The 21,712-nt window shown below is 53.3% G+C and carries 20 protein-coding genes; 9 read left to right on the forward strand and 11 right to left on the reverse strand.

Translation table 11 applies throughout. The features are described from left to right. The first annotated feature begins 242 nt into the window (after positions 1-242). Together ROA7450_RS18365 and ROA7450_RS18370 are read left to right on the forward strand one after the other, a co-directional pair. On the forward strand, positions 243-1,295 hold the full coding sequence (locus ROA7450_RS18365) for a tyrosine-type recombinase/integrase (protein WP_370738220.1): 1,053 nt from the start codon (positions 243-245) through the stop codon (positions 1,293-1,295). 3 nt (positions 1,296-1,298) lie between these two features. Then, positions 1,299-1,901: a hypothetical protein gene (locus ROA7450_RS18370; RefSeq protein WP_085807421.1), complete on the forward strand. Its 603-nt coding sequence runs from the start codon at positions 1,299-1,301 to the stop codon at positions 1,899-1,901. Here ROA7450_RS18370 and ROA7450_RS18375 read toward each other — a convergent pair. The 4 genes from ROA7450_RS18375 to ROA7450_RS18390 all read right to left on the reverse strand — a co-directional run bounded on the left by ROA7450_RS18375 (position 1,887) and on the right by ROA7450_RS18390 (position 5,157). After that, complete coding sequence (locus tag ROA7450_RS18375) at positions 1,887-2,285, reverse strand: type II toxin-antitoxin system death-on-curing family toxin (RefSeq protein ID WP_085807422.1); 399 nt, start codon at positions 2,283-2,285, stop codon at positions 1,887-1,889. The two genes, ROA7450_RS18370 and ROA7450_RS18375, sit on opposite strands and share 15 nt — an antisense overlap. Beyond that, the gene (locus ROA7450_RS18380) at positions 2,282-2,506 is read right to left on the reverse strand and encodes an AbrB/MazE/SpoVT family DNA-binding domain-containing protein (RefSeq protein WP_085807423.1); all 225 of its coding nucleotides are present in this window, start codon (positions 2,504-2,506) and stop codon (positions 2,282-2,284) included. The genes ROA7450_RS18375 and ROA7450_RS18380 overlap by 4 nt, the downstream gene beginning before the upstream one ends. 124 nt (positions 2,507-2,630) lie before the next feature. Beyond that, on the reverse strand, positions 2,631-3,752 hold the full coding sequence (locus ROA7450_RS18385) for a ParB/RepB/Spo0J family partition protein (protein ID WP_085807424.1): 1,122 nt from the start codon (positions 3,750-3,752) through the stop codon (positions 2,631-2,633). Next, the gene (locus tag ROA7450_RS18390; protein WP_085807425.1) at positions 3,739-5,157 is read right to left on the reverse strand and encodes an AAA family ATPase; all 1,419 of its coding nucleotides are present in this window, start codon (positions 5,155-5,157) and stop codon (positions 3,739-3,741) included. The genes ROA7450_RS18385 and ROA7450_RS18390 overlap by 14 nt, the downstream gene beginning before the upstream one ends. Before the next feature lie 526 nt (positions 5,158-5,683). On the opposite strand from ROA7450_RS18390, the gene ROA7450_RS18395 reads away from it, so the two are divergent. Further along, positions 5,684-6,868, forward strand: a complete 1,185-nt coding sequence (locus tag ROA7450_RS18395) for a replication initiation protein (RefSeq protein ID WP_085807426.1) — start codon at positions 5,684-5,686, stop codon at positions 6,866-6,868. Between the two features lie 84 nt (positions 6,869-6,952). On the opposite strand, the gene ROA7450_RS18400 is transcribed toward ROA7450_RS18395, so the two are convergent. The 3 genes from ROA7450_RS18400 to ROA7450_RS18410 all read right to left on the reverse strand — a co-directional run bounded on the left by ROA7450_RS18400 (position 6,953) and on the right by ROA7450_RS18410 (position 10,258). Next, positions 6,953-7,954, reverse strand: a complete 1,002-nt coding sequence (locus ROA7450_RS18400; protein WP_234999590.1) for a GlxA family transcriptional regulator — start codon at positions 7,952-7,954, stop codon at positions 6,953-6,955. 288 nt (positions 7,955-8,242) lie between these two features. Then, complete coding sequence (locus tag ROA7450_RS18405) at positions 8,243-9,304, reverse strand: FAD-binding oxidoreductase (protein WP_085807428.1); 1,062 nt, start codon at positions 9,302-9,304, stop codon at positions 8,243-8,245. A 78-nt stretch (positions 9,305-9,382) separates the two neighbouring features. Beyond that, complete coding sequence (locus tag ROA7450_RS18410; RefSeq protein WP_085807429.1) at positions 9,383-10,258, reverse strand: LysR family transcriptional regulator; 876 nt, start codon at positions 10,256-10,258, stop codon at positions 9,383-9,385. A gap of 130 nt (positions 10,259-10,388) precedes the next feature. Here ROA7450_RS18410 and ROA7450_RS18415 point away from each other — a divergent pair, with 130 nt between their 5' ends. The 6 genes from ROA7450_RS18415 (at position 10,389) to aguB (ending at position 16,605) form a co-directional block, all read left to right on the forward strand. Continuing rightward, the gene (locus ROA7450_RS18415; RefSeq protein ID WP_085807430.1) at positions 10,389-11,471 is read left to right on the forward strand and encodes an amidohydrolase family protein; all 1,083 of its coding nucleotides are present in this window, start codon (positions 10,389-10,391) and stop codon (positions 11,469-11,471) included. Positions 11,472-11,483: 12 nt separating this feature from the next. After that, on the forward strand, positions 11,484-11,837 hold the full coding sequence (locus ROA7450_RS18420) for a Rieske (2Fe-2S) protein (protein WP_085807431.1): 354 nt from the start codon (positions 11,484-11,486) through the stop codon (positions 11,835-11,837). Between the two features lie 17 nt (positions 11,838-11,854). Further along, the gene (gene betB, locus ROA7450_RS18425) at positions 11,855-13,315 is read left to right on the forward strand and encodes a betaine-aldehyde dehydrogenase (protein ID WP_085807432.1); all 1,461 of its coding nucleotides are present in this window, start codon (positions 11,855-11,857) and stop codon (positions 13,313-13,315) included. Positions 13,316-13,738: 423 nt separating this feature from the next. Then, positions 13,739-14,194, forward strand: coding sequence for a hypothetical protein (locus ROA7450_RS18430; RefSeq protein WP_085807433.1), 456 nt, complete (start codon positions 13,739-13,741; stop codon positions 14,192-14,194). A gap of 164 nt (positions 14,195-14,358) precedes the next feature. Further along, on the forward strand, positions 14,359-15,729 hold the full coding sequence (locus tag ROA7450_RS18435) for an aminotransferase (RefSeq protein ID WP_085807434.1): 1,371 nt from the start codon (positions 14,359-14,361) through the stop codon (positions 15,727-15,729). Positions 15,730-15,735: 6 nt separating this feature from the next. After that, the gene (gene aguB / locus ROA7450_RS18440) at positions 15,736-16,605 is read left to right on the forward strand and encodes an N-carbamoylputrescine amidase (protein WP_085807435.1); all 870 of its coding nucleotides are present in this window, start codon (positions 15,736-15,738) and stop codon (positions 16,603-16,605) included. A gap of 364 nt (positions 16,606-16,969) precedes the next feature. Here the strand turns inward: aguB and ROA7450_RS18450 are convergent, their stop codons facing one another. From ROA7450_RS18450 to ROA7450_RS18465, 4 genes are read right to left on the reverse strand one after another with little or no spacing between them, the layout of a single operon-like run. Beyond that, the gene (locus ROA7450_RS18450) at positions 16,970-18,076 is read right to left on the reverse strand and encodes an agmatine deiminase family protein (protein WP_085807437.1); all 1,107 of its coding nucleotides are present in this window, start codon (positions 18,074-18,076) and stop codon (positions 16,970-16,972) included. 15 nt (positions 18,077-18,091) lie between these two features. Further along, positions 18,092-19,021, reverse strand: a complete 930-nt coding sequence (locus tag ROA7450_RS18455; protein WP_200812984.1) for an ABC transporter permease — start codon at positions 19,019-19,021, stop codon at positions 18,092-18,094. Then, complete coding sequence (locus tag ROA7450_RS18460; RefSeq protein ID WP_085807438.1) at positions 19,018-20,025, reverse strand: ABC transporter permease; 1,008 nt, start codon at positions 20,023-20,025, stop codon at positions 19,018-19,020. Before ROA7450_RS18460 ends, ROA7450_RS18455 begins: the two co-directional genes overlap by 4 nt. 11 nt (positions 20,026-20,036) lie before the next feature. Next, positions 20,037-21,692 carry an ABC transporter substrate-binding protein gene (locus ROA7450_RS18465; RefSeq protein ID WP_085807439.1) on the reverse strand — a complete coding sequence of 552 codons (1,656 nt, stop codon included), beginning with the start codon at positions 21,690-21,692 and terminating at the stop codon, positions 20,037-20,039. Positions 21,693-21,712: the final 20 nt, after the last annotated feature.

The following is a 21,712-nucleotide window of genomic DNA, read 5'->3' on the forward strand; positions in this document are numbered from 1 at the left end:
CTCAAGGGCGTCGTGCAGGTTCGCGGGCACATATGTCATACTACCACACTAACCCATAGCGGCGTTTTATGCCACAATATACTGCATTAACCGCCGCTCTTTACAGAATGAAACTATGTCCAATAAGGTTGCCTTATCGGACGTAAAAAGATATGCTCAGCGACATGTCGGAAGCCAGCAATAAACAGCACCAAAATAAGCCCCCTAAGGCTGAGAAATCGCGCTCAACGTCCAATGATGCGATGAACAATGACGAGCGCGACGAGAGAGAACCTGCGGACGGTGACGCGATCGCCCTACCCGCCGAAGTCGCGGGTTCCGGCACTCTTGACCGGCTGGTTGAGAACGCGCGCGATTACGCCAAAGCATCAACTTCTGACAACACCAACAAGGCCTACGTCGCCGACTGGAAGCATTTCGCGCGCTGGTGCCGTCGCAAAGGAACCGAGCCCCTGCCTCCCTCACCCGAAATGATCGGGCTCTATCTGACCGATCTGGCGGCGCCTGCAGGAAAGGCCCCTGCCCTTTCCGTGAGCACCATAGACCGCCGCCTCTCCGGGCTTAGCTGGAACTATGCGCAGCGAGGCCTGACGTTGGATCGCCGGAACCGTCACATCGCCGCCGTGCTGGCCGGGATCAAGCGCAAGCATGCGCGGCCGCCGGTGCAGAAAGAAGCCATCACGCCCGAGGACATTCTGGCGATGGTGGCCACGCTGGGGTTTGATCTGCGCGGGCTACGGGATCGGGCGATCCTGCTCGTTGGCTATGCCGGTGGTCTGAGGCGCTCCGAGATCGTGAGTCTCGATGTCGGCAAAGACGATACAATGGACAGTGGTGGCTGGATCGACATTCAGGAGGTAGGCGCCCTGCTCACCCTCAACGCCAAGACCGGCTGGCGCGAGGTCGAGATTGGCCGCGGCTCCTCGGACCAAAGCTGTCCAGTGCATGCATTGGAGCAATGGCTGCACTTCGCCAAAATCGACTTTGGCCCTGTGTTCACCCGCACGGCGCGTGACGGCAAACGCGCGTTGGAAAGCCGCCTGAATGACAAACACGTCGCCCGACTGATCAAATCCTGCGTACTGAAGGCCGGGATCCGCGCGGACTTGCCCGAAAAGGACCGCCTCAAGCTCTTCTCCGGCCACTCCTTGCGCGCGGGCCTCGCCTCCTCGGCGCAGGTGGATGAGCGCTATGTGCAAAAGCACCTTGGCCATGCCACGGCCGAGATGACCCGCCGCTATCAGCGCAATCGCGACCGGTTCCGGGTCAATCTCACCAAAGCCGCGGGGCTGTAGGCGATGCGCTCCCCCAAATCGATGAAAGGTCTTGAAGAACTGGGGCGCGTGCGTCTGAGCCAGACCTTTTATCTTCGGGATTTTCTGATGTCGGAGATCGCGAATTTCTACGGCCTCCCTAACATTCCCGAAGACCCAGACCTTGCGATTGAGACCGGAACCCGGTTGTGCGAGGACCTTCTGGAACCCCTGCAAGCCAAGTTCGGCAGGCTTGCAATCCGATCAGGCTATCGCTCGGCAAAGGTGACTGCCTTCGGCAATGCCCGCAAACACGGCGCAAGTGTCAGGTACAACGCTGGATACCACATCTGGGACATGTTGGATCAGGACGGCCACAAGGGTGCCGCAGCCTGCGTTGTCGTCCCATGGTTCGCCGATCGCTATGCCAAAGGCGCCGATTGGCGTGCGCTTGCGTGGTGGATCCATGATCACCTGCCCTATGCCCATCTGGAGTTCTATCCCAAGCTTTGCGCCTTCAACATCCTTTGGAATGAGGCCCCCAAGCGTCGGATCGACAGTTTCCTCGCGCCCAGAGGCTGCCTGACAAAGCCCGGCATGGTCAATCATGCAGGTGATCATTCTGAATGGTATTCAGACTTCCCCTAACGGCCTGCTCCCCTGCTCCAACCATGTGGCAAACTGCGACTCAGAAGCATCACTGGACGCCAGCATTTCCATCATCCGCACGCCTTCCACCGGATAGGGGCGGAATGACAGGCCATTGAGACGCAGAAAGGTCACCGCTGTCACAAAGGCTGTCCGTTTATTTCCATCGACAAAGGCATGCGCCTTGGCAATCCCAAAGGCGTAGGCGGCTGCAATCTCATACAGGGTTGACTGTTCATTATAATTGGCAAGGTTCAACGCCCGGGCGCAACCCATTTCCAGCAGGGCCATATCACGCAGGCCAGAGCCGCCGCCGTGGCGAGATATCTGTCGATCATGGACGGTGACGATGGCGCGCAATGGAACCCAAACAGGGCCTGTCACGCAAGCGCCTCAAGCAGGTCGCGGTTTTCATCCATGACGATTTCTGCTGCGGCCAAGGCTTCGGCCACTGTTGGGTCCTGCGGTGTGATCTTGATCGACCCGTCATCGCCACGGACCACGAACAATGTGTCGCCTTCTTTGACGTCCAACATCGTCAACATTTCCGTGGTCAACGTCATGACCGCCGAATTTCCAACTTTGCGAATCTTGGTCTCAATCATAGAGACACTCCTTTGTATACACCTTTATATATACAAGATTGGGTGTTGAGGCAAGAAATTGGCTTTTTCTCATTGTTTTCAGATCATAGCGCTTGGGTTTCGCGGCGAAACCTTTGACGTTTCGTCAGGGTTTCTCCAGCAACGCCTGAATTTCAACCATCAGGGACTCCATCAGATCCGCATCCAAACCGGTCCCTTCGAACCGCAGAACGTAGCCTTTGGAATCCTGCACTTTGCGGATGGTCACACCGCTGGACGTATGGAGCGTTTCCGCACCCTGCCAACCGACCTTGGGCGCACCCGATGCCTTTGGTCGCCCGCCCCGGCTCGTGTCGCGTGGGGTCACTTCTGCGCCCTCAAGCACCGGCTCGATCATGGCCCATTCTTCCTCGCCATTGCCCGGCGTGTGATTGGCCAGGGCTTCGCGCAGCAACCGCTCGGATCCGCCGCGCAGCGCTTGTGCCAAACGCAAACCGCGCTTTTCCGTCAATTGTTCGGGATAGCTTAGCATATCCCCCAGCTCTTCAAAAATCAGGGCAAAGGAACGCACCTTCGATCGCTTCGCCTTGGAGGCCGTCGCAAACATTTTGTTGACTGCATCTTCAACATTCACAAAGGCCCCCTGCTGGGCTGAAATCACCGCGATGCGCCCACGTTCAAAATGGCTGAGTTCCGAGCGCACCTCGTTTTCTTCGACCATGGCAACAAAGGCCGCATCGGCATCGGCGCGTGGCTTGATGATGGCGCGGATGGATTTGTATTTTGCATCTGCGGTCAGTTCCAACAGTGCCTGTACCGCGCGATAACGGCGATAGCCTGAGACCAGCGCATAGCGCGCGCCTTTGGCGGTGGGTTCTTTCAGTTCAAACACCTCGACCGGTAGGCGCAGACCATTGGCGGCGATCGACAGGCGCAGCTCCATCAGCTCGGCCTCGTCCAGATCAATGCGGTCGCGGATCATTGCGTCGGCATCGATCTCAGAGAGCGGCAAGTCTGTCATCAAGCGGCCATCGGCCTGTGCCTGTTCCAGTTCCTGCGCCTGCGCCGCGTTACGGGCGTTTTCAGCGCGTTGCTCAGATGGGACGGTTTCCGTCATTGCTGCGGTTTCAGCAGCCACCTGCGCGATGGGTGGAACGGTGCCCCCGACCCCGAGCATCCCGCGGCCCGAGGTTTCGCGGCGAAACTCGTCTTCGATTTTGGTCAGGTCTTCGGCGCTTGGTGCTGTTAGCTTTCTACGCTTGGCCATGTGTCAAATCCTTCTGCTCTTGCTCTTGGGCGTCTTGCTGCGCCTCTTGTAGGTCGCGATACCAGGTGCCGAGAATGATCTCTTTGACCTCGGCCCAGGTCCGATCAAAAGTTTCACGCCCCCGCACGTATGTATCTCGATTGAACTCGCGGTAATCCGCCTCATAAATGCCATTCACTTGTTCACCAGCTTGCCCGACCATCGCAGTGACCTCTTGCCGATAGGTGGTCATAAAGTCTCCAAAATAGGCCTGAATGACATTCGCCAGATCAGTTTGCTGATTGGCGTCAAAGCGAGTGATCAATGCGCGTACAGCATCCCATTCGAAACGGAATTCGGGCAATCCATCACGGCGGCGGGCGGCGTTTTCACCGTCTTCAATGCTGGCAAATGTGGAATAGAGCATGTCGAAAAACCGGCCTGTTGAATCAAACTCCAAAAACGAGGCCCCAAGCGGCACCAGCAGGATGTCAGCGGCGGAAAGCGCATTAATCGTGAGGTACCCGAGGGCAGGGGGAGTATCGATCAGGATAATGTCGTAGTCGTCTACGATGCGTTCGTTAGTAAGGGCGTTGTTCAACGCATCCCACAGTGACCAGCTGCGCAACCCCATGCGCCAGACCGGGATCTGAAATTCGGCCCAGTAGAGGTTGAGCTGAGCACCCAGCAGGTCAATGTTGGGCCAATGGGTTGATTGAATGATATCGCGCGCATTGGTGTTGAGCGACTCGGTCAAGGTTTCATCAAAGGGCAGGGCAGGGCGGCCGGCAGCCGCACGGACCGAATTTTCGGCCTGCACCGCCTGAGCGTAATCTTTGGCCATCAATGGAAAGGCGGTGGACCATTCATCGGGGACATCACCGCCCATGATCGAGGTCAGAGATCCCTGGCTATCAAGGTCAACGACCAGCACCTTGTAGCCATCGAGGGCCGCTGACATGGCGAGATGAGCGCAAGTCGAGGTTTTGCCAACGCCGCCTTTGAAATTCGCAATGGCAATTGTTTTTGCCGGAAGCCCTTCGGGACGCCAAGGTTGATATTCGCGATCAGCAGCGCCTTCGCTGGCGAAATGCTGCCGCAGGGTGAGAACCTCTTCAAGCGTGAACCACTTGGAATTACCCTCACCATGACCTTGGGGGAGGGCAGGGTGCTTTTTCAACACCCGCCGGAAATGGGCAGGAGCGACGGGGATCAAGTAGCGGCAGATCTCCCAGGTTGAGAACCGGCGTAGGCGTTTTTGTCCATCCGGGGCATAGCCGCGTTTGGCCAGATCCTCGCGCCCACGGCCAGCAAAAGCGGCGGCTTTCGCGAATCGGGCGGTGTCGATAGGATCTGTGAGACGCTCGGCGGCTTGTTTTGGGTCGATGCTAAAATACGGGGGAAGGTGATCTTTGCCTGCTGTCATCCTGCTTCCTTAACGATGTGCGATATGTAACGCGATTTTGGTGGAACTATCGCACATGTTTCTGCGAAAAGGAATCCCTCGTGTCAGTTTCGCGGCGAAACCAATATTATTTTACATAAAAAGGCATCAACAAAGTTGTAGAGTCTTTTAGATATTTAGAATCTTTGTTGCAATTTACGTATTTAAAATCAATTGACTAGCACACTTTCGGGACCCGTCTGCAGGACCAATGGTATCCGTTTGCAGGACCAAAGGCACCTTTAAGCAGGGTAAGAGGTGCCGATTCGCAGGATTAAGGGTCCCAGACTCCGGTTAGAGCCTATTTATGCCATTTCGTGCGCGCTGGCTCAATCTTTGGTTCACCCTAGCACCGTATTTGGGTACCTTAACTGAGTGTGAAGAGTGGGTTCTTACCTGTAAAGGACCCGTTTACAGGATGGATTTTACAGTATTATAGGAACCTGAGAAGTAATTGACTGCGGGTTCCTATAAGGGCATACTTCGCAAAAAATAATGAGGCAAGGCAATGGCGGATATTCAGCGTGACAAGCTGACGGGCTCTTTGCGGCGAGACGCAGTTAAAAAACACGTCGCTGCAATTCATGTCTCTGGGAAGTTAACGTTACTACAGCGCAAGCTTTCGAATGTGCTGCTGCTCAATGCGTATGATACGCTTGCCAGTCAGGCGCGACACCAAATAGATGCGCGGACGTTGTGCATGATGATCGGCTATAACTCGAATGATTTTCAAACCCTGAAGCAATCCTTGCGCGGTCTGGCAGAAACCGTGGCCGAATGGGATATGTTGGACGAAAAGGGGCGGCAGGAATGGGGGGTGTCGAGCCTGTTGAGCTATGCCAAGCTGAAGGACGGTGTCTGTGAGTATGCCTATTCCCCGGCTTTGGCAGACAAGCTGCATGATCCAAAAGTGTTTGCACTGATCAATTTGAATATCCAACGTCGGTTCACCAGCGGTCACGCGCTGGCGCTGTATGAAAATTGCTATCGCTTTGTGCGCACGGGCAGTTCGGGTTGGTGGTCGCTGGAGCTGTTTCGCCGTTTGATGGGGGTGGATGGGTCGAGCTATTATGAGAGTTATAAGCACCTGAACGCCAAGATCATTAAGCCGGCAGTGGCTGAGGTCAACAAGACCAGCAATATCTTGTTGGAACCCGAGACGCGCAAACGGGGCAGGGCGGTGACGGACATCAGGTTCAAGATCAAGGAAAACCCGCAACTGGCCATTCTGGATCTGGATGACGGGGAAGGGCATCGTCACGGGGCGATCTACAGCAAGCTGCGCGGCCTTGGTGTCAGTGACCGGTTGGCCCGGCAATGGCTGCAGACCCACGGGGAAGAGGCAATTGAAGCGAAGCTGGACTATGTCAGTAAGCGCCAGAACGTCGAAAGCATGGTTGGCTATCTGAGTGCAGCCCTGAAAGAGGATTATGGTGCAGTAGGGCAGGGGGATGCGCCAGCACCTCAAAGCGCTAAGGCCCAGCGTTTGGGCCGGGTGCAACAGGCCGTACAGGGCCGCAGCCCCACACAACGCGATGCTGACAAGCGCCTGTTCTTAAGCCGGATAGAGGACAATGTTGCGCGAGCAGATTTTGAGCGCTTCGGCTGGATGTCACCCGTGAACGCTGCCGAGATTGCGACATTCTGGGAAGAGTTCAATCCGGGGCTTTTTGATGGGATAGAGGGCGGATGAAACTCGAGGCGATCCGACTTTAACCTTGTATATCTTCCATATTATGGAGTGAATGCAAGGTACACCGTCTGGTCTGGCTCAGGGTTAACGCGGTGAAACCCGCTCTTCCAGAGCATTTTTAGGGGAATGGCCGAACTCATTTCTGAAACACTTGGAAAAGTGACTCAGGTTATTGAAACCGCATGCCAAACTGATGTCCGCAATACTTAATTCGCTTTGGGTCAAAAGAAAATACGCTCGTCGTAAACGAAGCTGCATATAGTAAGCGCTAGGTGACTTGCCCAAATACCGACTAAATAGACGCTCAACCTGCCGGACCGAAACACCAGATTCTCGCGCGATTTCTTTGGGAGATACAGGATGCTCCAGATTCTCCTCCATAATCTTCAGTGCTACGCGAATGTGAGGGTTTCCAATGCGCTGACGTGCCGAAGCTTCCGCAGTTGCGATCTGGTGATTTTGCCTAATCGTTACATAATTCATGCTCTCTGCAACATTGGCTGAAAATTTTTCTCCGTGAGTTTGCTGGATAAAATCTAAAAACAAATCTATCGCAGAAACCCCGCCGGAACTGGAACAGCGGTTGGCCGCTGACAAATAGGGTCGGCTGCTGAGTTCAGCATCGGTATAAATTTCCGCAAACATGTCTCGATACTGCCAATGCAAGGTAACCGGGACATCATTGATAAGACCCGTTTCAGCCATCACAATAGAGCCGGTCATCAAACCGGTGACCCGAACATCTCCGCGCGCATAGCGAGAGAGCCAAACATTCAGTGTTTTGTTACTCAGACATGAAACTGATGCGCCGCCGACAATCACGATGTCATTCGGTTCAATGCATTTTGCCAGAGGAGAGCAGGGAAACTGTAAGTCGCTGAGGGAGGAGTCAGGATTGTTAGACACCGAATATAAGGACCAAGAGTAAATCTGCCGGCCAGCACAAAGATTCGCATTCTGTAGTGTTTCCAGCGCTGTCACGAGCGACAGCATTGAATAACCTGGTGCAAGTACAAACTGGAAGTCATATGGCGGAGACGACTTTGCCTGTTGTGCCTTAGGCACTTCAGTGTTCGTTGGTCTCATATTCATGTCTCCTCTCCCTATCTTTTGTTTCAGATCACTCTGATTTCTCGCCCCTTCCTCACCAGTTCATCACACACTTAGGCCAATGCGCCTGTACTGATAGTTTCAATTTTTGGTTTGCTATTCTTCACAAATCGATAAGTTGTTTAACTCATGCCAACCATACGTGTTCATCACCGGTTAGCTTGGCAAATATCTTATATTTATAGTTCTCGTTTCGAGCTTCAGGCGCATATCCTTGTTCTAGTGTTGAGAGGGATCTTCAGACCAACCTCTCTCTTTCTTTCATCATGCATCCAGCGCAACGGCGCCTTTAGGCCAGCTGCAACATGCCAACACATATCCGGCCTCAACTTCTCCAGGCTGCAATCCACCCATGTCTTGCATTTCCACTTGGCCTTGGGTCAGCAAGACTTTGCAATTGCCACAAACACCTTGTTGGCAGGCTGAATCGATCCAAACACCGGCATTCAATGCGGCCTCCAACAGTGTTTCACCCTCTAAACAGTTGCCGCTTTTTCCGCTCATCGAAAAGAACACTTCGCCACCGGTGCCTTCGGTTTCTTCGATGATAATTTTCTCGCCAAAACTCTCTTCATGAATTGCGGCAAATGGAATCTCTTCCGCAACAGAGCGTGCGGCTTTCATGAAACCCTCAGGCCCACACATAAAGATGCTACGCTCAGCGTGATCAGGAACCAATCGCTGTAGCAGCTCGGATGATATTTGACCGGTCTCGATGTTTGGGGCTGAGCCCTCTGCTGAATCCACGACCAAGTGCACTGTCACATTCTGGAAACGCTTGCTGAGGAACTCGAGCTGCTCGCGGAATATGATGTCTTGGTAAGAGCGCGCGAAATGTACGAACACCACATCTTTGGCCAAAGTGACATCAGTGATGTACTGCAGCATCGACATCACCGGCGTGACTCCGGACCCTCCGGACAACAGCAACGGCTTCTCGCACGGAATATCCAGCCAGTTAAAACTGCCAGAGATATCAGCGATCTCAATTTCCATACCCGGGCGGACTTCATCGTTGAGATAGTTGGATACCAACCCGTCTGGAACGCGCTTGACCGTCACTTGGATATTATGCGGCCGGGTTGGCGTTGAAGAGATGGAATAAGCGCGCACATGGCTTTTGCCATCGATCAGAAAGCTGAAAGTTACATACTGACCAGGTTTGAAATCAAAACTGCGACTTTGTGAATCTTCGAATACAAGAGTTTTACAGTCGTGCGTTTCTTCGATCACTGCCTTGCAGATCAGTGTGGCCGGCCCACCCGCATAGCAGGGCTGGGTATTCGCTGAGCTTAGCGAAAATGGGCTTTCGGTTGCGATGAGCATGGTGCTGGCTTCCTCGACTGTAGTTCAGGCAAGTGTAACAGCGGAATCAAATGTTAAAATACCACGTAAGCGGTATCTTTAATCGAATTTATCGATTGTATGATCTTGAATCAACTTTCGAATGAGTGAGACCGCTTGCGTTACAAGTGGGTCATTGCGTTTGCGGCTATGCACTATCGAATAGAGCGGCTGAGGTATCACCGGCGCGCCCTGAACACGTTTCAACCCGGGAACCGTTTCTAACAGTGCAGGCACAGCAAGACCCGGAAAAAAGGCTGTACCTCCATCCGTCTTCAAAAAGCGGACCGCTATATTATCGCTCCCCACTACTGTCTGGACACGTGCCAAGTTTGGAAAAATCTCGTCATGTTGTCGATCAAAGTAAGGCGTGTAGGCAACCTTGATGTATCGGAGCCAATTAACCTCCAAAAGGTTATCGCAATCAGTTGACAGCATAACATAGTATTCGGAACCAAACTCGGCAACATGCACATCTGGATAGTGCTGAGATGCAAATACAATTCCGATATCCGTTTCTCCAGTTAGGATATCTCTCTGAATTTGTTGTGCGAAATTTGACTCTAGATATAGATCCAATCTCGGCACTTGGGCTCTAATCTGTTTCGCCCAGTCCACAAGAATGGATTGCGCGAGACTGAACTGGACTGAAATCCTCAACCGTGGCCGAGTTTGCCCTCCACCGATTGACACATCCCGTTTGGCCAAACTCCACGCCGCCAACAATGACCTGCAATGGGTTTCAAACCTGCGCCCGGCTGCAGTCGGTTCAGCCCCTCCACGCCCGCGCTCGAACAATCGAGTACCTAACTCCTCTTCCAACTGCCTTATGCGCGCGCTGACTGTGGATTGGGTGATATTCAGTCTTTCTGAAGTACGATTGAAGTTCCGGGTTTCCAGAACATCCATGTAGGTATGGAGCAGCTGACGGTTCATATCAATCGATATACTCGATCAATAACACAACAACAATCGTATTTATTGGAATCGGCTAAACACTTATTAATTTCAGTCACCACTATCCACAGCCCGTCTGATTTCGGACAAGCAATAATAGGAGAATCGCATGTTTATTGTCGATTGCGACTGCCACAACTACTGGTGCAGCGCTACGGTTCTAGAGCCGTATATGGACGGACTTTTCAAGGATATGTTCGTCCGCGGTGAGCGTACTGGCCCCCGCGGAGCGTTCCCGCATGCACACCGTCCCTGGTTCCACCCTGAGGGGTTTGCCCGCCATGACGTCAACCCAATCGAGGAAGACGATAACTACACCATCATGAAGGAAAAGCATCTCGATAAGTACAATATCGATGTTGCGATCCTGACTGGTGACGAGCCGATCGAAGCATCGACTTTGGCTAATGCTTACTACGCAAATGCACTGTGCAAAGCCTACAACGACTACATGATCGACTACTGGCTTCCCAAAGATGATCGCTTCTGGGGCTCCATCGTAGTGGCGCCGCAAGATCCCCACTTGGCCGCAGCCGAAATTCGCCGCTTGGGTGGCCACCCGCGCGTTGTTCAAGTACTGGTCAGCCACGGTGCGTCACGTCCTTACGGTGACCCATTCTACCACCCGATTTACGAAGCTTGCGCCGAAATGGGCCTGCCATTCGCGATGCACCTGGGCGGCCAGGGCGGCATCAACGCGAACCCAGTTGGCGCCGGTCCTTCGACCTTCTTCTGGGAAACACACGCGATCCTGCCACAAACCGCCATGACGCACATGGCCAGCTTGATCGCACACGGCGTGTTCGAAAAATGGCCATCTTTGAAGGTTGTGATCATTGAATGCGGCATCGCATGGGTACCATCACTGTTGTGGCGTCTTGACGCAAACTACAAAGCCCTGCGCAAAGAGACACCATGGCTCAAGCGCTTGCCATCCGAATACTTCAGGGATCACATCCGCCTGTCCACTCAACCGCTCGAGCAGCCAGACAATATCCAGCACCTTTGGGCCACGCTGGAAGCCATGGATGGCGAAAACACCCTGATGTTCGCTTCGGACTATCCGCACTGGGATTACGACGACGTGAACAAATTGCACGTACCACCCGCATGGCGCGAGAAGATCTTCGGTCTCAACGCACTGGATGTCTACACACGTCTGCCGCGCGCGGTAGTTCAGGCTGCTGAATAAGGAGAACTTGAAATGACCACCAAGCATTTTGCCTGCAAGGTAGATGAGATTCCAGAAGAAGCGGCCAAAATCGTGACCGTTTCCAACATGCCAATCGGTGTCTTCAAACTGAAAGATGGCTTTCACGCACTGCTGAACATCTGCCCTCACAAAGGCGCGGCGCTGTGTGAAGGGCCGGTTTGCGGCACCACAAAACAGACGGATTCAACCGAATTTGTCTATGATCGTGCAGGCGAAATTGTCCGCTGTGCATGGCATGGCTGGGAATTCGACATCCGTTCGGGTGAGTTCCTCGTCGACTCTTCTGTCAAAACACGCCGCTTCGACGTCTCTGTCGATGGCAGCGATCTATACGTTCACATCTGATATCAAGGAACGCCAGTATGTTGCAACTTTCTTACCAGCCCGAAGCCTCTCATTACGTTGGTGGGGGCTACTTGGAAGATGCTTCTGGCGTTTCTTTCGATTGTCTCAACCCGGCAACAGGGGATGTGATCGCCCGTTTGTACAATGCCTCCCCGCAAATTGTTGAACGGGCCGTGGCCTGCGCGCGCGACGCGCAGGCCATCTGGGCTGCTACGCCTCCTGCTGAACGAGGGCGCGTTCTGCGCAGAGTTGCGGACCTTATTCGAGAGCGCAACGAAGAGCTTTCTGTCTTAGAAACTCTGAATACCGGCAAACCCATTTCTGAAACCCGTGAGGCTGACGCTGCCAGCGGTGCAGATTGTCTAGAATACTTCGGCTGTCATGCAGCCACCTTGACAGCCGATCATATTCCGCTGGGGGGTGACTGGGCCTACACGCAGCGCGAACCTCTTGGCGTATGCCTTGGTATCGGGGCATGGAACTATCCAATTCAGATCGCATGCTGGAAGGCCGCGCCAGCACTCGCATGCGGTAATGCGATGATATTCAAGCCGTCTGAGCTGACTCCGCTGACGGCTCTTAAACTGGCTGAGATCCTGACCGAGGCAGGTGCCCCCGCAGGCTTGTTCAATGTCGTGCAAGGCATGCGTGAAACCGGCGCCGCGCTGACAGAACACCCCGGTATTGCCAAGGTGTCATTGACAGGTTCGGTCCCCACCGGACGCGCAGTGGCCGCGGCTGCTGCAGGGCAGATGAAGCACATCACCATGGAGCTGGGTGGGAAATCCCCACTGATCATCTTCGATGATGCGGATATCGACAGTGCTGTTTCGGGTGCAATACTCGGCAACTTCTATTCGACCGGCCAGATCTGCTCGAATGCCACGCGCGTCTTTGTCCATGCGAATATCAAAGAAACCTTTCTGGCCCGTCTTGCTGAGCGTACCGCTAAGATCAAGATTGGCGATCCAATGATGGATGATACCCAGATCGGCCCGCTGGTCAGTGAAGCGCAGGCGGAGAAGGTACAAAGTTATATTGCTAAAGCGGAACAAGAGGGTGCCACTCGCATAACACCGGCCTTGCCGTTACCCGAAGGCGCAACATGGGTCAGCCCTGTGGTATTTGCAGATGTGACGGATGAAATGACAATTGCCCGTGAGGAAATTTTCGGGCCGGTGATGTCGGTGCTTGAGTTCCAGACCGAAGAGGAAGTGATCGCCCGCGCGAACAGCACTGAATTCGGCCTTGCGGCTGGCGTTTTCACAAGTGACCTCGCGCGCGGTCACCGTGTCGTATCGCAACTCAAGGCAGGGACTTGCTGGATAAACGCTTATAATCTCACACCGGTAGAAATGCCTTTCGGCGGTGTTGGTCAATCCGGAATTGGACGTGAAAACGCACGTGCTGCCATCGAACACTATAGCCAACTCAAATCGGTATATGTTTCGATGTCTCGGTTCGAAAACAGCTACTGATCCGATTCTACCCTGTGGCTTCGGGTCGGGTATGGTTTCTGTTGCCCTGACGGGTCTGTTCGTCCTGTCAGGTATTTCGGCTTACATCCGGTCTGACGATGTCTACTTAAGCAGGGGCCATCGCGATGAATGCAGTAATTGGGCCAAGAATCTGGCCGCAGCGTAACCGCGCGAAGAAGCCGTTGCGTTTGCCAAAAGCTGCGGAGCGACAAGCCGCGCACGAACAGGCGGCACGTATTGGGGGATTGGTCAATCAATTCGTGTCTTTTTGAATCAGTTGATCGAAGATAGGCGGAGCACTGCGATTAGTTGATTTTCAAAAATTGCGATGCCATTAAAGTCAGCGGATTCGGCTGGTGGCGAGGTAATGCTAATACTCTTGAAAAACGCCGGAGAAGATAAAAGAGGTCGCTGGAGATTTCAATGTGGGACTGGATAAAGAGAAACTCTGAAGCCATTGAGGCAGCGGCGGCGATGATCATGGCAGCAGCAACGATCATTGCAATTGTTGGCGTAAAATTGCAGATCGATGCCGCAGCAGCCCAGCAGAATGCGCAATCAGCTCGCGAATATTATCGAGGCCTATTGGAGGTGACGCTGAATAAACCCGAACTGGCGGTGTTTGATCATTGCGCCACCCACTCCTCTGAAGCCTATGCTGCTTATGAACATTATGTCGAATATGTTCTCTACACTGCTGAGCAAACCATCAGCTTGAATGTGAACTGGACTTCACCCCTAGTAGGTTTGCTGGAACCGCATCGTGACTATATCTGCGAAACTTTTGAGCAATCAGAGTTTCATCCCGCCTTGCAGGACCTTCTGGGTTCTTACTCCAGCGGACTGTGTGAGACCGCGCTGCCATGTGGGAAACGTTAACAGCGTTGGATTTGAGTCCCTACTGGGAGATTTGACACCAAGTCACTGTTACTTTCGACTGCGTCGATACCCCCTGAGGGGGACTCCGGTTTGTCTGCAGATCGCGTAAACTGTTCTCATGATTAACGTGGACCTGCCGAGATCCGGATTGATGGAGTGACTGAATGACTGCCTTTGATAAAAGCAACGCTTGGGAAAATGACCGTGCGCATGTGATCCATCCCTATACGGATTTCTCTACCTTCTCCAATGAGGGCAGCCAGATCATTGAGCGCGCAGAAGGCATGTATGTCACTGACACAGATGGCAACAAACTGCTGGATGGAATAGCAGGACTGTGGTGCGTCAACATTGGCCACGGCCGTAAAGAAATGGCTGAAACCATCGCCGAACAGGTGATGAACATGCAATACTACAATCCGTTTGGGCACAGCTCCAACATTCCAGCTGCCACTCTTGGTGCGAAACTGGCTGAATTGGCTCCGGGCGATTTAAACCACGTCTTTTACACCTGCGGCGGCTCAACGGCTAATGATGCGGCGATCCGGTTGGTGCATTACTACTTTGATATGAAGGGCCAACACCGCAAGAAAAAGATTATTTCGCGGCAAAACGGCTATCACGGGGCAACCTATGTTGCAGCGTCTCTGACTGGGATCCACGGCACCAAAACGGGTTTTGATCGGATCGGAGAGGATTTCATCACGCACGTTTCAGCTGCTAATCTTTATGACAAGCCCGAAGGGTGGAGCGACGGCGACTATTGCGATTATCTTGTGCGCGAATTCGAGGCGCGAATTCAGCAGTTAGGCCCTGACAATGTCGCGGCGTTTATCGCAGAGCCGATAATGGGGGCAGGCGGAGTTCTCGTCGCGCCAGACGGATATCACAAACGCATGTGGGAGATCTGTAAAAAATACGACATGCTCTACATTGCGGATGAGGTTGTGACTGCCTTTGGCCGGTTGGGCGAGTGGTTCGCGTCAGAGGCTATCTATGGCTATCAGCCAGATATCCTGGTCTGCGCCAAAGGCATTTCTTCTGGCTACATCCCTCTGGGGGCGACGCTGATTTCGACCGAGATTTACGACGTCATTTCAAAACCTCAATGCGTTGGTGGGGTGCTGTCGATGGGATTGACCTACTTTGGGCATCCCGTCGCCTGCGCCGCAGCCCTGAAGAACATCGAGATCCTGGAACGTGAAAACATTCTTGGCAACGTCAAGGAGGTTGGAACCTATTTTCAGGACAGCGCCAAATCGCTTCTGAACCAGCCGATTGTTGGCGATGTACGTGGCAGCCAATTGATGATGGGCATTGATCTGGTAGCAGACAAGAAAACAAAGACGCCAATCGATATGAGCGAAAAGGCCGCGGGCACGATCTTTCAAAAATGTATTGAGCGCGGCGTGATCATACGTCCAGTTGGCGACTGTCTTGTACTTTCACCACCACTGATCATTTCCAAAGAGCAGTGCGACCAAATCATCAATACAGTGAACGAAAGCATCACCGAATTTGTGGCACAAAGGTAAATCAAAATGCGAAATGTGACCCTTGCGGCAACGCAGATGTCTTGTAGCTGGGACCTTGATGAGAACATTGAAAAAGCCGAGGGCCTTGTTCGGCAGGCGGCGGCACAAGGTGCACAGGTTATTTTGCTGCAAGAATTGTTCGAGACACCATATTTCTGTTTGGAACAGGATATTGGTTTGTTGAGTATGGCGACACAGCAAGATGAAAATCGCGCGGTCAGTCACTTTTCGGCCCTTGCCAATGAATTGGGTGTCGTGCTGCCGATCTCTTATTTTGAGCAAAGCGGTCTGGCGCGATATAATTCTCTGTCTATCGCGGATGCGGATGGTACGATTCTGACCAATTACAGAAAGACCCATATTCCCCAGGCTCCAGGATATGAAGAGAAGTTTTACTTTAATCCAGGCGACAGCGGATTTCAGGTTGTAGAAACACAGTTTGGCCGCCTTGGATGTGGGGTGTGCTGGGACCAGTGGTTTCCCGAAACCGCGCGTAGCCTGGCTTTAAAAGGAGCCGAGATTTTGATGTTCCCGACCGCAATCGGGACAGAGCCAAAAAATCCCGACCTTGATAGCGCGGGCCATTGGCGACGTACAATGCAGGGGCACGCTGCTGCCAATATGATACCGCTTGTCGCCTCGAACCGCGTAGGACGGGAAAAGCAAGGCCAGACTGAAGGTCTGTTCTACGGCACATCCTTCATCACAGGTTACACCGGGGAAATTCTTGCTGATGCAGACCGGGTTTCGGAAACGATCGTCACAGCCACTGTAGATCTTGATGAAGCTGCTGCTTTTCGCGGTTCATGGGGTATTTTCAGGGATCGGCGTCCTGATGCTTATGGCACCTTGCAAACACTTGATGGAAAGACATAGGTATGATGGCTCATGAAATCACCGCCAAGTCGTGATCCGCTCGATTCAACTCAAAGATAAGCTCAATTGGGAACGTTTGTGGTCAGAGTCTCTGGCGTCTGATAAAACAGCGCTTCCAGATTCTGCATTTGAGGACAACTTTGCGCGCCTTTTGTTAACCGAAACAACTGAACACCAAGGGCTGATTGCCGAACAAGGCGGCGTAGCCGTTGGATTGGCATACTCAGGTTTTCAACACGACAACGAGGCGTCTGTACGATCAGGTGGCTGAGCTCACACCTTTCGTCAAATCCAAAACCAAAGCCAATCTCCCCCAACTTTAGGGGCCGTTTAGCGGCCCCCACTTTTTCTTTGATTAGGACTTTTAGACAGCAGGTATTTGCTGTGTGATGCAATGCACGCCACCACCACCGCCACCAATCATTCGACCGGAAACCCCGTGGACCTTGTGACGTGGAAAGGCCTCTCGAATGATCGCAAGCGGCGTATTGTCTTCTGATGGCTTTCCAGAGATAGGGACAACAACCGCGCCGTTGCAGATGTAAAAATTCATGTGCACCACATCGAAGCTTGTTAAAGGTATTTCGATGATCTCAAAGCGACGCCCCCGCGCATCTGTCGTGTTTTCCAGCACGCGTTTCGCTGCGGCTGTGATGGCTGTATTTGGATCACCGGCTTCATGGATTGTGTGAAGCAAAACCACTCCCGGCGCCGCAAAGGCAGCAATCCCGTCGACATGTCCATCGGTGATCGGGTCTGGGGTCAGCCCTTTTGGTAGCCAGATCACTTTGTCAGCACCGAGTTGTGTTTTTAATTCGGCCTCGACTTGCGCCTTGGTCCAGCCTGGATTGCGGTTTTTGTGCAAAAGGCATTCTTCGGTCGTTAGAATGGTGCCCTGACCATCAAAGGCTACGGCGCCCCCTTCAAGGACCAGGTCACTTTGATACATTGGCATATCTAGGTGCGCCGCAAAGCGGCCTTTTGCTAGCTGGTCTGCACTGTAAGGTGGGAACTTGTTTCCCCAGCCATTGAAGGTAAACCCAGCAATCCGGCGGTCGCCTGCACGGTTTTGAACAATCATTGGACCGCTATCGCGCGACCACGCGTCATTCAGAGGCATTTCGATCAGTTTAATTTGGTTGCTAAGCATGGCTTGCGCCGCTGCATGATCTTGTGGCCTGACCGCCATGGTGACGGGTTCATATTCGGCCACGAGATTAGCAACATTGGCCCATTCCTTCCGCGCCGCCTTTAACTGCCGACGGGGCCAGTTTTGCGGGGACGGAAATTGCATCAGCGTTTGCTCATGCCGTGCCCATTCTGCCGGAAACATATAACCATCTTGCCCAGCTGAACCGCCGATCACCTGGGCGCCCGTTTGGGTGTAATCGATTGATTTTGCGGCGCTGGACGGCAAAGCGGTTGAAACGCCGGCGGCGGTGGCCCCGGCAAGGAAATATCGTCTGTTCATGTGTTAACCTTTCGTTCAGACGCCCGCTTCGGACGCGCCGAGAGACGGATCAAGATGGTCGCGCAAGGAATCTCCAAGCAGGTTGAAACCGATAGCCACGGTGGCTATTGCACCCCCGGGGAACACCGCCAACCACCACGACGCTGGTTGATGAGTCAGGCTGTCAAAGATCATTGCTCCCCACTCCGGTGTAGGTGGTTGCGCGCCAAGGCCAAGAAACGACAAACCCGAAGCCGCAAGAATGACGAAGCCCACATCCGTGGTTGCTTGTACAATGACCAGTGGCCAGACCATTGGCAGTAAAGACGAAAAGATAAGTCTGGTATGGGAGGCACCCAGGCACCGGCTGGCGGCAATAAAATCCTGCTGCTTGAGTGATAGCACACGGCTGCGGATCAGCCGGGTGTACCAAGGCCAAAACACCGCTGCGAGTGCGACAGTGGTGGAAACCATGCCGCCACCGAAGCTGGTCGCGATGGCGGCCGCAAGAATCAGTGCAGGAAAGGCCAAGAAGAGATCTGTGATGCGCATCAGAATTTCATCAGTGATCCCACCTACATAGCCAGCAATAAGGCCGACAGAAGTCCCTATGATTGCCGCGACGAGCAAAACAGCGAAGGAAACAGACAACGATATCCACGACCCTGCGATCACGCGCGCCAACACATCGCGGCCGATCTTGTCAGTCCCCATCCAGTGTTCTGCGCTTGGCGCTTCAAGCCGGGTGCGGATGTTCATTTTCAGGGGGTCAAAGCTGGTCAGATAGGTGTCAGTCGCATAGGCGCCAAAAGCCAACATGGCGGTGACAATGACGAATAGCACAATTGAAACGGCCAACATGGCTTGACCTGATGAGGTTGCGAAACCCCAACCCCATCCCAAAGTGCTTTTGATCCGCCCTTGTTCGAAAGAACCCGTTTTCGGAGATGTGCTTAGCATGGTCATGATAAATTTACTCGCGGATCAATGAAGGAATAGCTCAGATCAACTAGAAAATTGATCAGCGTGTACGCAATCGCAACCACCAGCGTGATCGCCATGATGGCATTGTAATCAGAGGCCGAAATAGCATTTGCGGTATACCGCCCAAGACCCGGCCAATCGTATATCAGTTCGATAAAGACAGCCCCTGAAATCAACAGGCCGGTATTCAGGCCAAAGATGGTCACAATCGGCAACAGCGCGTTTCGTAGTGCATGATGTCGGTACACCCGGGCAGGTGAGATCCCCTTGGAACGAGCGGTTCTGATGAAATCCTGATTCAATACTTCCAGCATTGAGGTTCGAACGACACGGATCGTGATCGCCATCGAAGGAATTGCCAGAACGGTCACAGGCAGGATCATGTGTTTGAGTGCATCGATCAATAGATCAAAACGGCCTGCTATAAGGCTATCGATGGTCATGAAACCCGTCACAAACTCTGGTGGGGCTACACCTGTTCCCAGTCGACCACCAAACGGGAGCAGACCTAACGTGGCAAAGAAAACCAGTTGAAACACTAGAGCGAGCCAGAAATCCGGAACCGAAAGCCCGGTTACAGCAACGCCACGTACACCAATATCCGTGGGCTTCCCGCTGCGGACTGCCGCGAGCGCCCCTAGGAATACCCCAAGCACAAGTGAGATAAAGGCAGCAACGATCACCAACTCTAGGGTTGCTGGAAAGAATGTGAGGATGTCCTCGGAAATTGGGCGGCGCGTTATGACAGAACGTCCAAAATCACCCTCAAGCACATTGCCCACATACGTTACAAACTGGGTTGTGATTGGATCATCCAGCCCCAAACGTTCCCGAACAGCGGCGACCGCCTCGGCATTTGCCCGTGCGCCAGCGATCAAACGCGCTGGATCGCCCGGCAAAAGCCGGGCGAGCGCGAAGGTCATCAGGATCACTCCGATGAGCAGAAAAGTTGTGGCCACTGCCCGTCTGAGAATGAAACGAAGCATTGTCTTTCCAATCAGTCTTTACGGGACAAATTATACATATCCAGCGTGGCCACATAGATCGGGTTGTTTTCAATCCCTGCGATGTCATTGCGTGATACAAATTGCGCGCGTTCTTGCATGATTGGTAACCATGCCGGATCTTCTGTTGTCAGAATACCAGCTAGGCGCTGGAATTTGGCGGCCATCTCATCGGTCAGTTCCTGATTGCGCATCGCATCGATCAACGCGGTCGCTTCTTCATTGGCATAGCGACCTGTGTTGCCATCATAGGTTGCCGCGTCTCCGCTAAACAGCCCCCATGCAAAACTATAGGGATGATCCACATTAGGCCACCAGGAGAAGTAGAAAAGGTCGGGACGCTCTTCAGCTGTTCCTTCACCAAAGAAGACATCAAGATAGGCCGAGAACGATAGCTCCTGAAGTTGGAGATTAATGCCAATTTCTGACAACCATGCTTGCAACAGCTGGCCCTCGATATCGCCAAAGCCCGCGTAATAAGCCATTGTTAGCTCAGTGCCTTCAGGAATTCCGGCCTCAGCGAGCAACGCACGGGCACGGTCGAGATCAAAGGGTAGCAGGCGGCTTTTGTCATCCATTCCTTGCATGAGCGAAGGGAAGACCGAAGTGGGTTTATCTCCCGTGCCAAGAATGACTTCCTCGATGTAGGCATCATGATCAAAGGCGTGACATATTGCCTGCCGTGCTCTGGGATCGGCAAGGATGCCATCTGTGGCAAAGGCAACATATTGCACCGTGAAGGTTGGTGTGTCGGACAGGGTGAAACGTGGGTCGTCACGCAGCGCCAGCATATCTTCCGGCTCCAGAGCAAGACTCATATCTGCTTCGCCGGTTTCCAATAGTTGCCGGCGTGTCGCCGAGACTGGAATTGTTTTGGTGATCACACGATCAAAATGATCATGTTCCCAACCTCCCCGATATCCGGGATCAGCTGCGAAGATCGCCTCTTGACCAGGGTTAAGGCTTTCTAACGTGAAAGGTCCGGTGCCGACGGGGTTGGATTGCAGATACTCTGAACCCAGATCATCGTCGCCTTTGGAGTTGGCCTCTGCAGCAGTGGGGCTGGCAATCCAGAAACCGTATTGTGAGCTGACCTGCCGATCAAAGAATGGCCGAGGTTCGCCCAGATCAAAGCGGATGGTATGGGTATCCAACACAACAATTTGCGTCTCTGGGTCCTCAAGCTGCCAAGTTCCGGCAAGACCAGCAGGGTGTAGAACCATACGTGTCACTGCTTTTTTGATGGCTTCGGCATCGCATATTGTGCCGTCATGAAATAGCGCGCCTTCAGCAAGAGTAAACGTCCAGCTTGAGGCGTCCTCATTCGCTTCCCAAGCGGTTGCTAGTGCAGGCTTGACCGTCAGGGTATCGGTACCATCCAGAACTGTCAGGGTTTCGTAAATAGGACGCAGACCATAGGCCCATTCGATGTTGGTCGCAGGATCAAGATTTTCAACGGCTGCATCAACCAGAACAACCAGTGATTTAGGATCTCGTGCCCCAAGAGCAGGGGGCGCGGCCTGACTGTCGGCGAACGCGCGCCCGGCTGTTGTGGTGGACAAAGCGACCAACGCGCTACTTCCTGCCAGAAAGGACCGGCGCGGCATATGAAACTGTGAAAGGGTGGGACGTTGGGCTTTGTGGGTCATGAGTGGACTCCGTATGAGGT

It is taken from the genome of Roseovarius albus (assembly GCF_900172335.1).
Lineage (GTDB): Bacteria > Pseudomonadota > Alphaproteobacteria > Rhodobacterales > Rhodobacteraceae > Roseovarius > Roseovarius albus.

Coding starts and splice junctions, on each gene's coding strand:
- aguB (WP_085807435.1), top strand. CDS start 15,736: ATGCGAAATGTGACCCTTGCGGCAACGCAGATGTCTTGTAGCTGGGAC.
- ROA7450_RS18410 (WP_085807429.1), bottom strand. CDS start 10,258: ATGAACCGTCAGCTGCTCCATACCTACATGGATGTTCTGGAAACCCGG.
- ROA7450_RS18380 (WP_085807423.1), bottom strand. CDS start 2,506: ATGATTGAGACCAAGATTCGCAAAGTTGGAAATTCGGCGGTCATGACG.
- ROA7450_RS18370 (WP_085807421.1), top strand. CDS start 1,299: ATGCGCTCCCCCAAATCGATGAAAGGTCTTGAAGAACTGGGGCGCGTG.
- ROA7450_RS18405 (WP_085807428.1), bottom strand. CDS start 9,304: ATGCTCATCGCAACCGAAAGCCCATTTTCGCTAAGCTCAGCGAATACC.
- ROA7450_RS18365 (WP_370738220.1), top strand. CDS start 243: ATGAACAATGACGAGCGCGACGAGAGAGAACCTGCGGACGGTGACGCG.
- ROA7450_RS18435 (WP_085807434.1), top strand. CDS start 14,359: ATGACTGCCTTTGATAAAAGCAACGCTTGGGAAAATGACCGTGCGCAT.
- ROA7450_RS18415 (WP_085807430.1), top strand. CDS start 10,389: ATGTTTATTGTCGATTGCGACTGCCACAACTACTGGTGCAGCGCTACG.
- ROA7450_RS18420 (WP_085807431.1), top strand. CDS start 11,484: ATGACCACCAAGCATTTTGCCTGCAAGGTAGATGAGATTCCAGAAGAA.
- ROA7450_RS18395 (WP_085807426.1), top strand. CDS start 5,684: ATGGCGGATATTCAGCGTGACAAGCTGACGGGCTCTTTGCGGCGAGAC.
- ROA7450_RS18390 (WP_085807425.1), bottom strand. CDS start 5,157: ATGACAGCAGGCAAAGATCACCTTCCCCCGTATTTTAGCATCGACCCA.
- betB (WP_085807432.1), top strand. CDS start 11,855: ATGTTGCAACTTTCTTACCAGCCCGAAGCCTCTCATTACGTTGGTGGG.
- ROA7450_RS18460 (WP_085807438.1), bottom strand. CDS start 20,025: ATGCTTCGTTTCATTCTCAGACGGGCAGTGGCCACAACTTTTCTGCTC.
- ROA7450_RS18400 (WP_234999590.1), bottom strand. CDS start 7,954: ATGAGACCAACGAACACTGAAGTGCCTAAGGCACAACAGGCAAAGTCG.
- ROA7450_RS18385 (WP_085807424.1), bottom strand. CDS start 3,752: ATGGCCAAGCGTAGAAAGCTAACAGCACCAAGCGCCGAAGACCTGACC.
- ROA7450_RS18455 (WP_200812984.1), bottom strand. CDS start 19,021: ATGACCATGCTAAGCACATCTCCGAAAACGGGTTCTTTCGAACAAGGG.
- ROA7450_RS18450 (WP_085807437.1), bottom strand. CDS start 18,076: ATGAACAGACGATATTTCCTTGCCGGGGCCACCGCCGCCGGCGTTTCA.
- ROA7450_RS18430 (WP_085807433.1), top strand. CDS start 13,739: ATGTGGGACTGGATAAAGAGAAACTCTGAAGCCATTGAGGCAGCGGCG.
- ROA7450_RS18465 (WP_085807439.1), bottom strand. CDS start 21,692: ATGACCCACAAAGCCCAACGTCCCACCCTTTCACAGTTTCATATGCCG.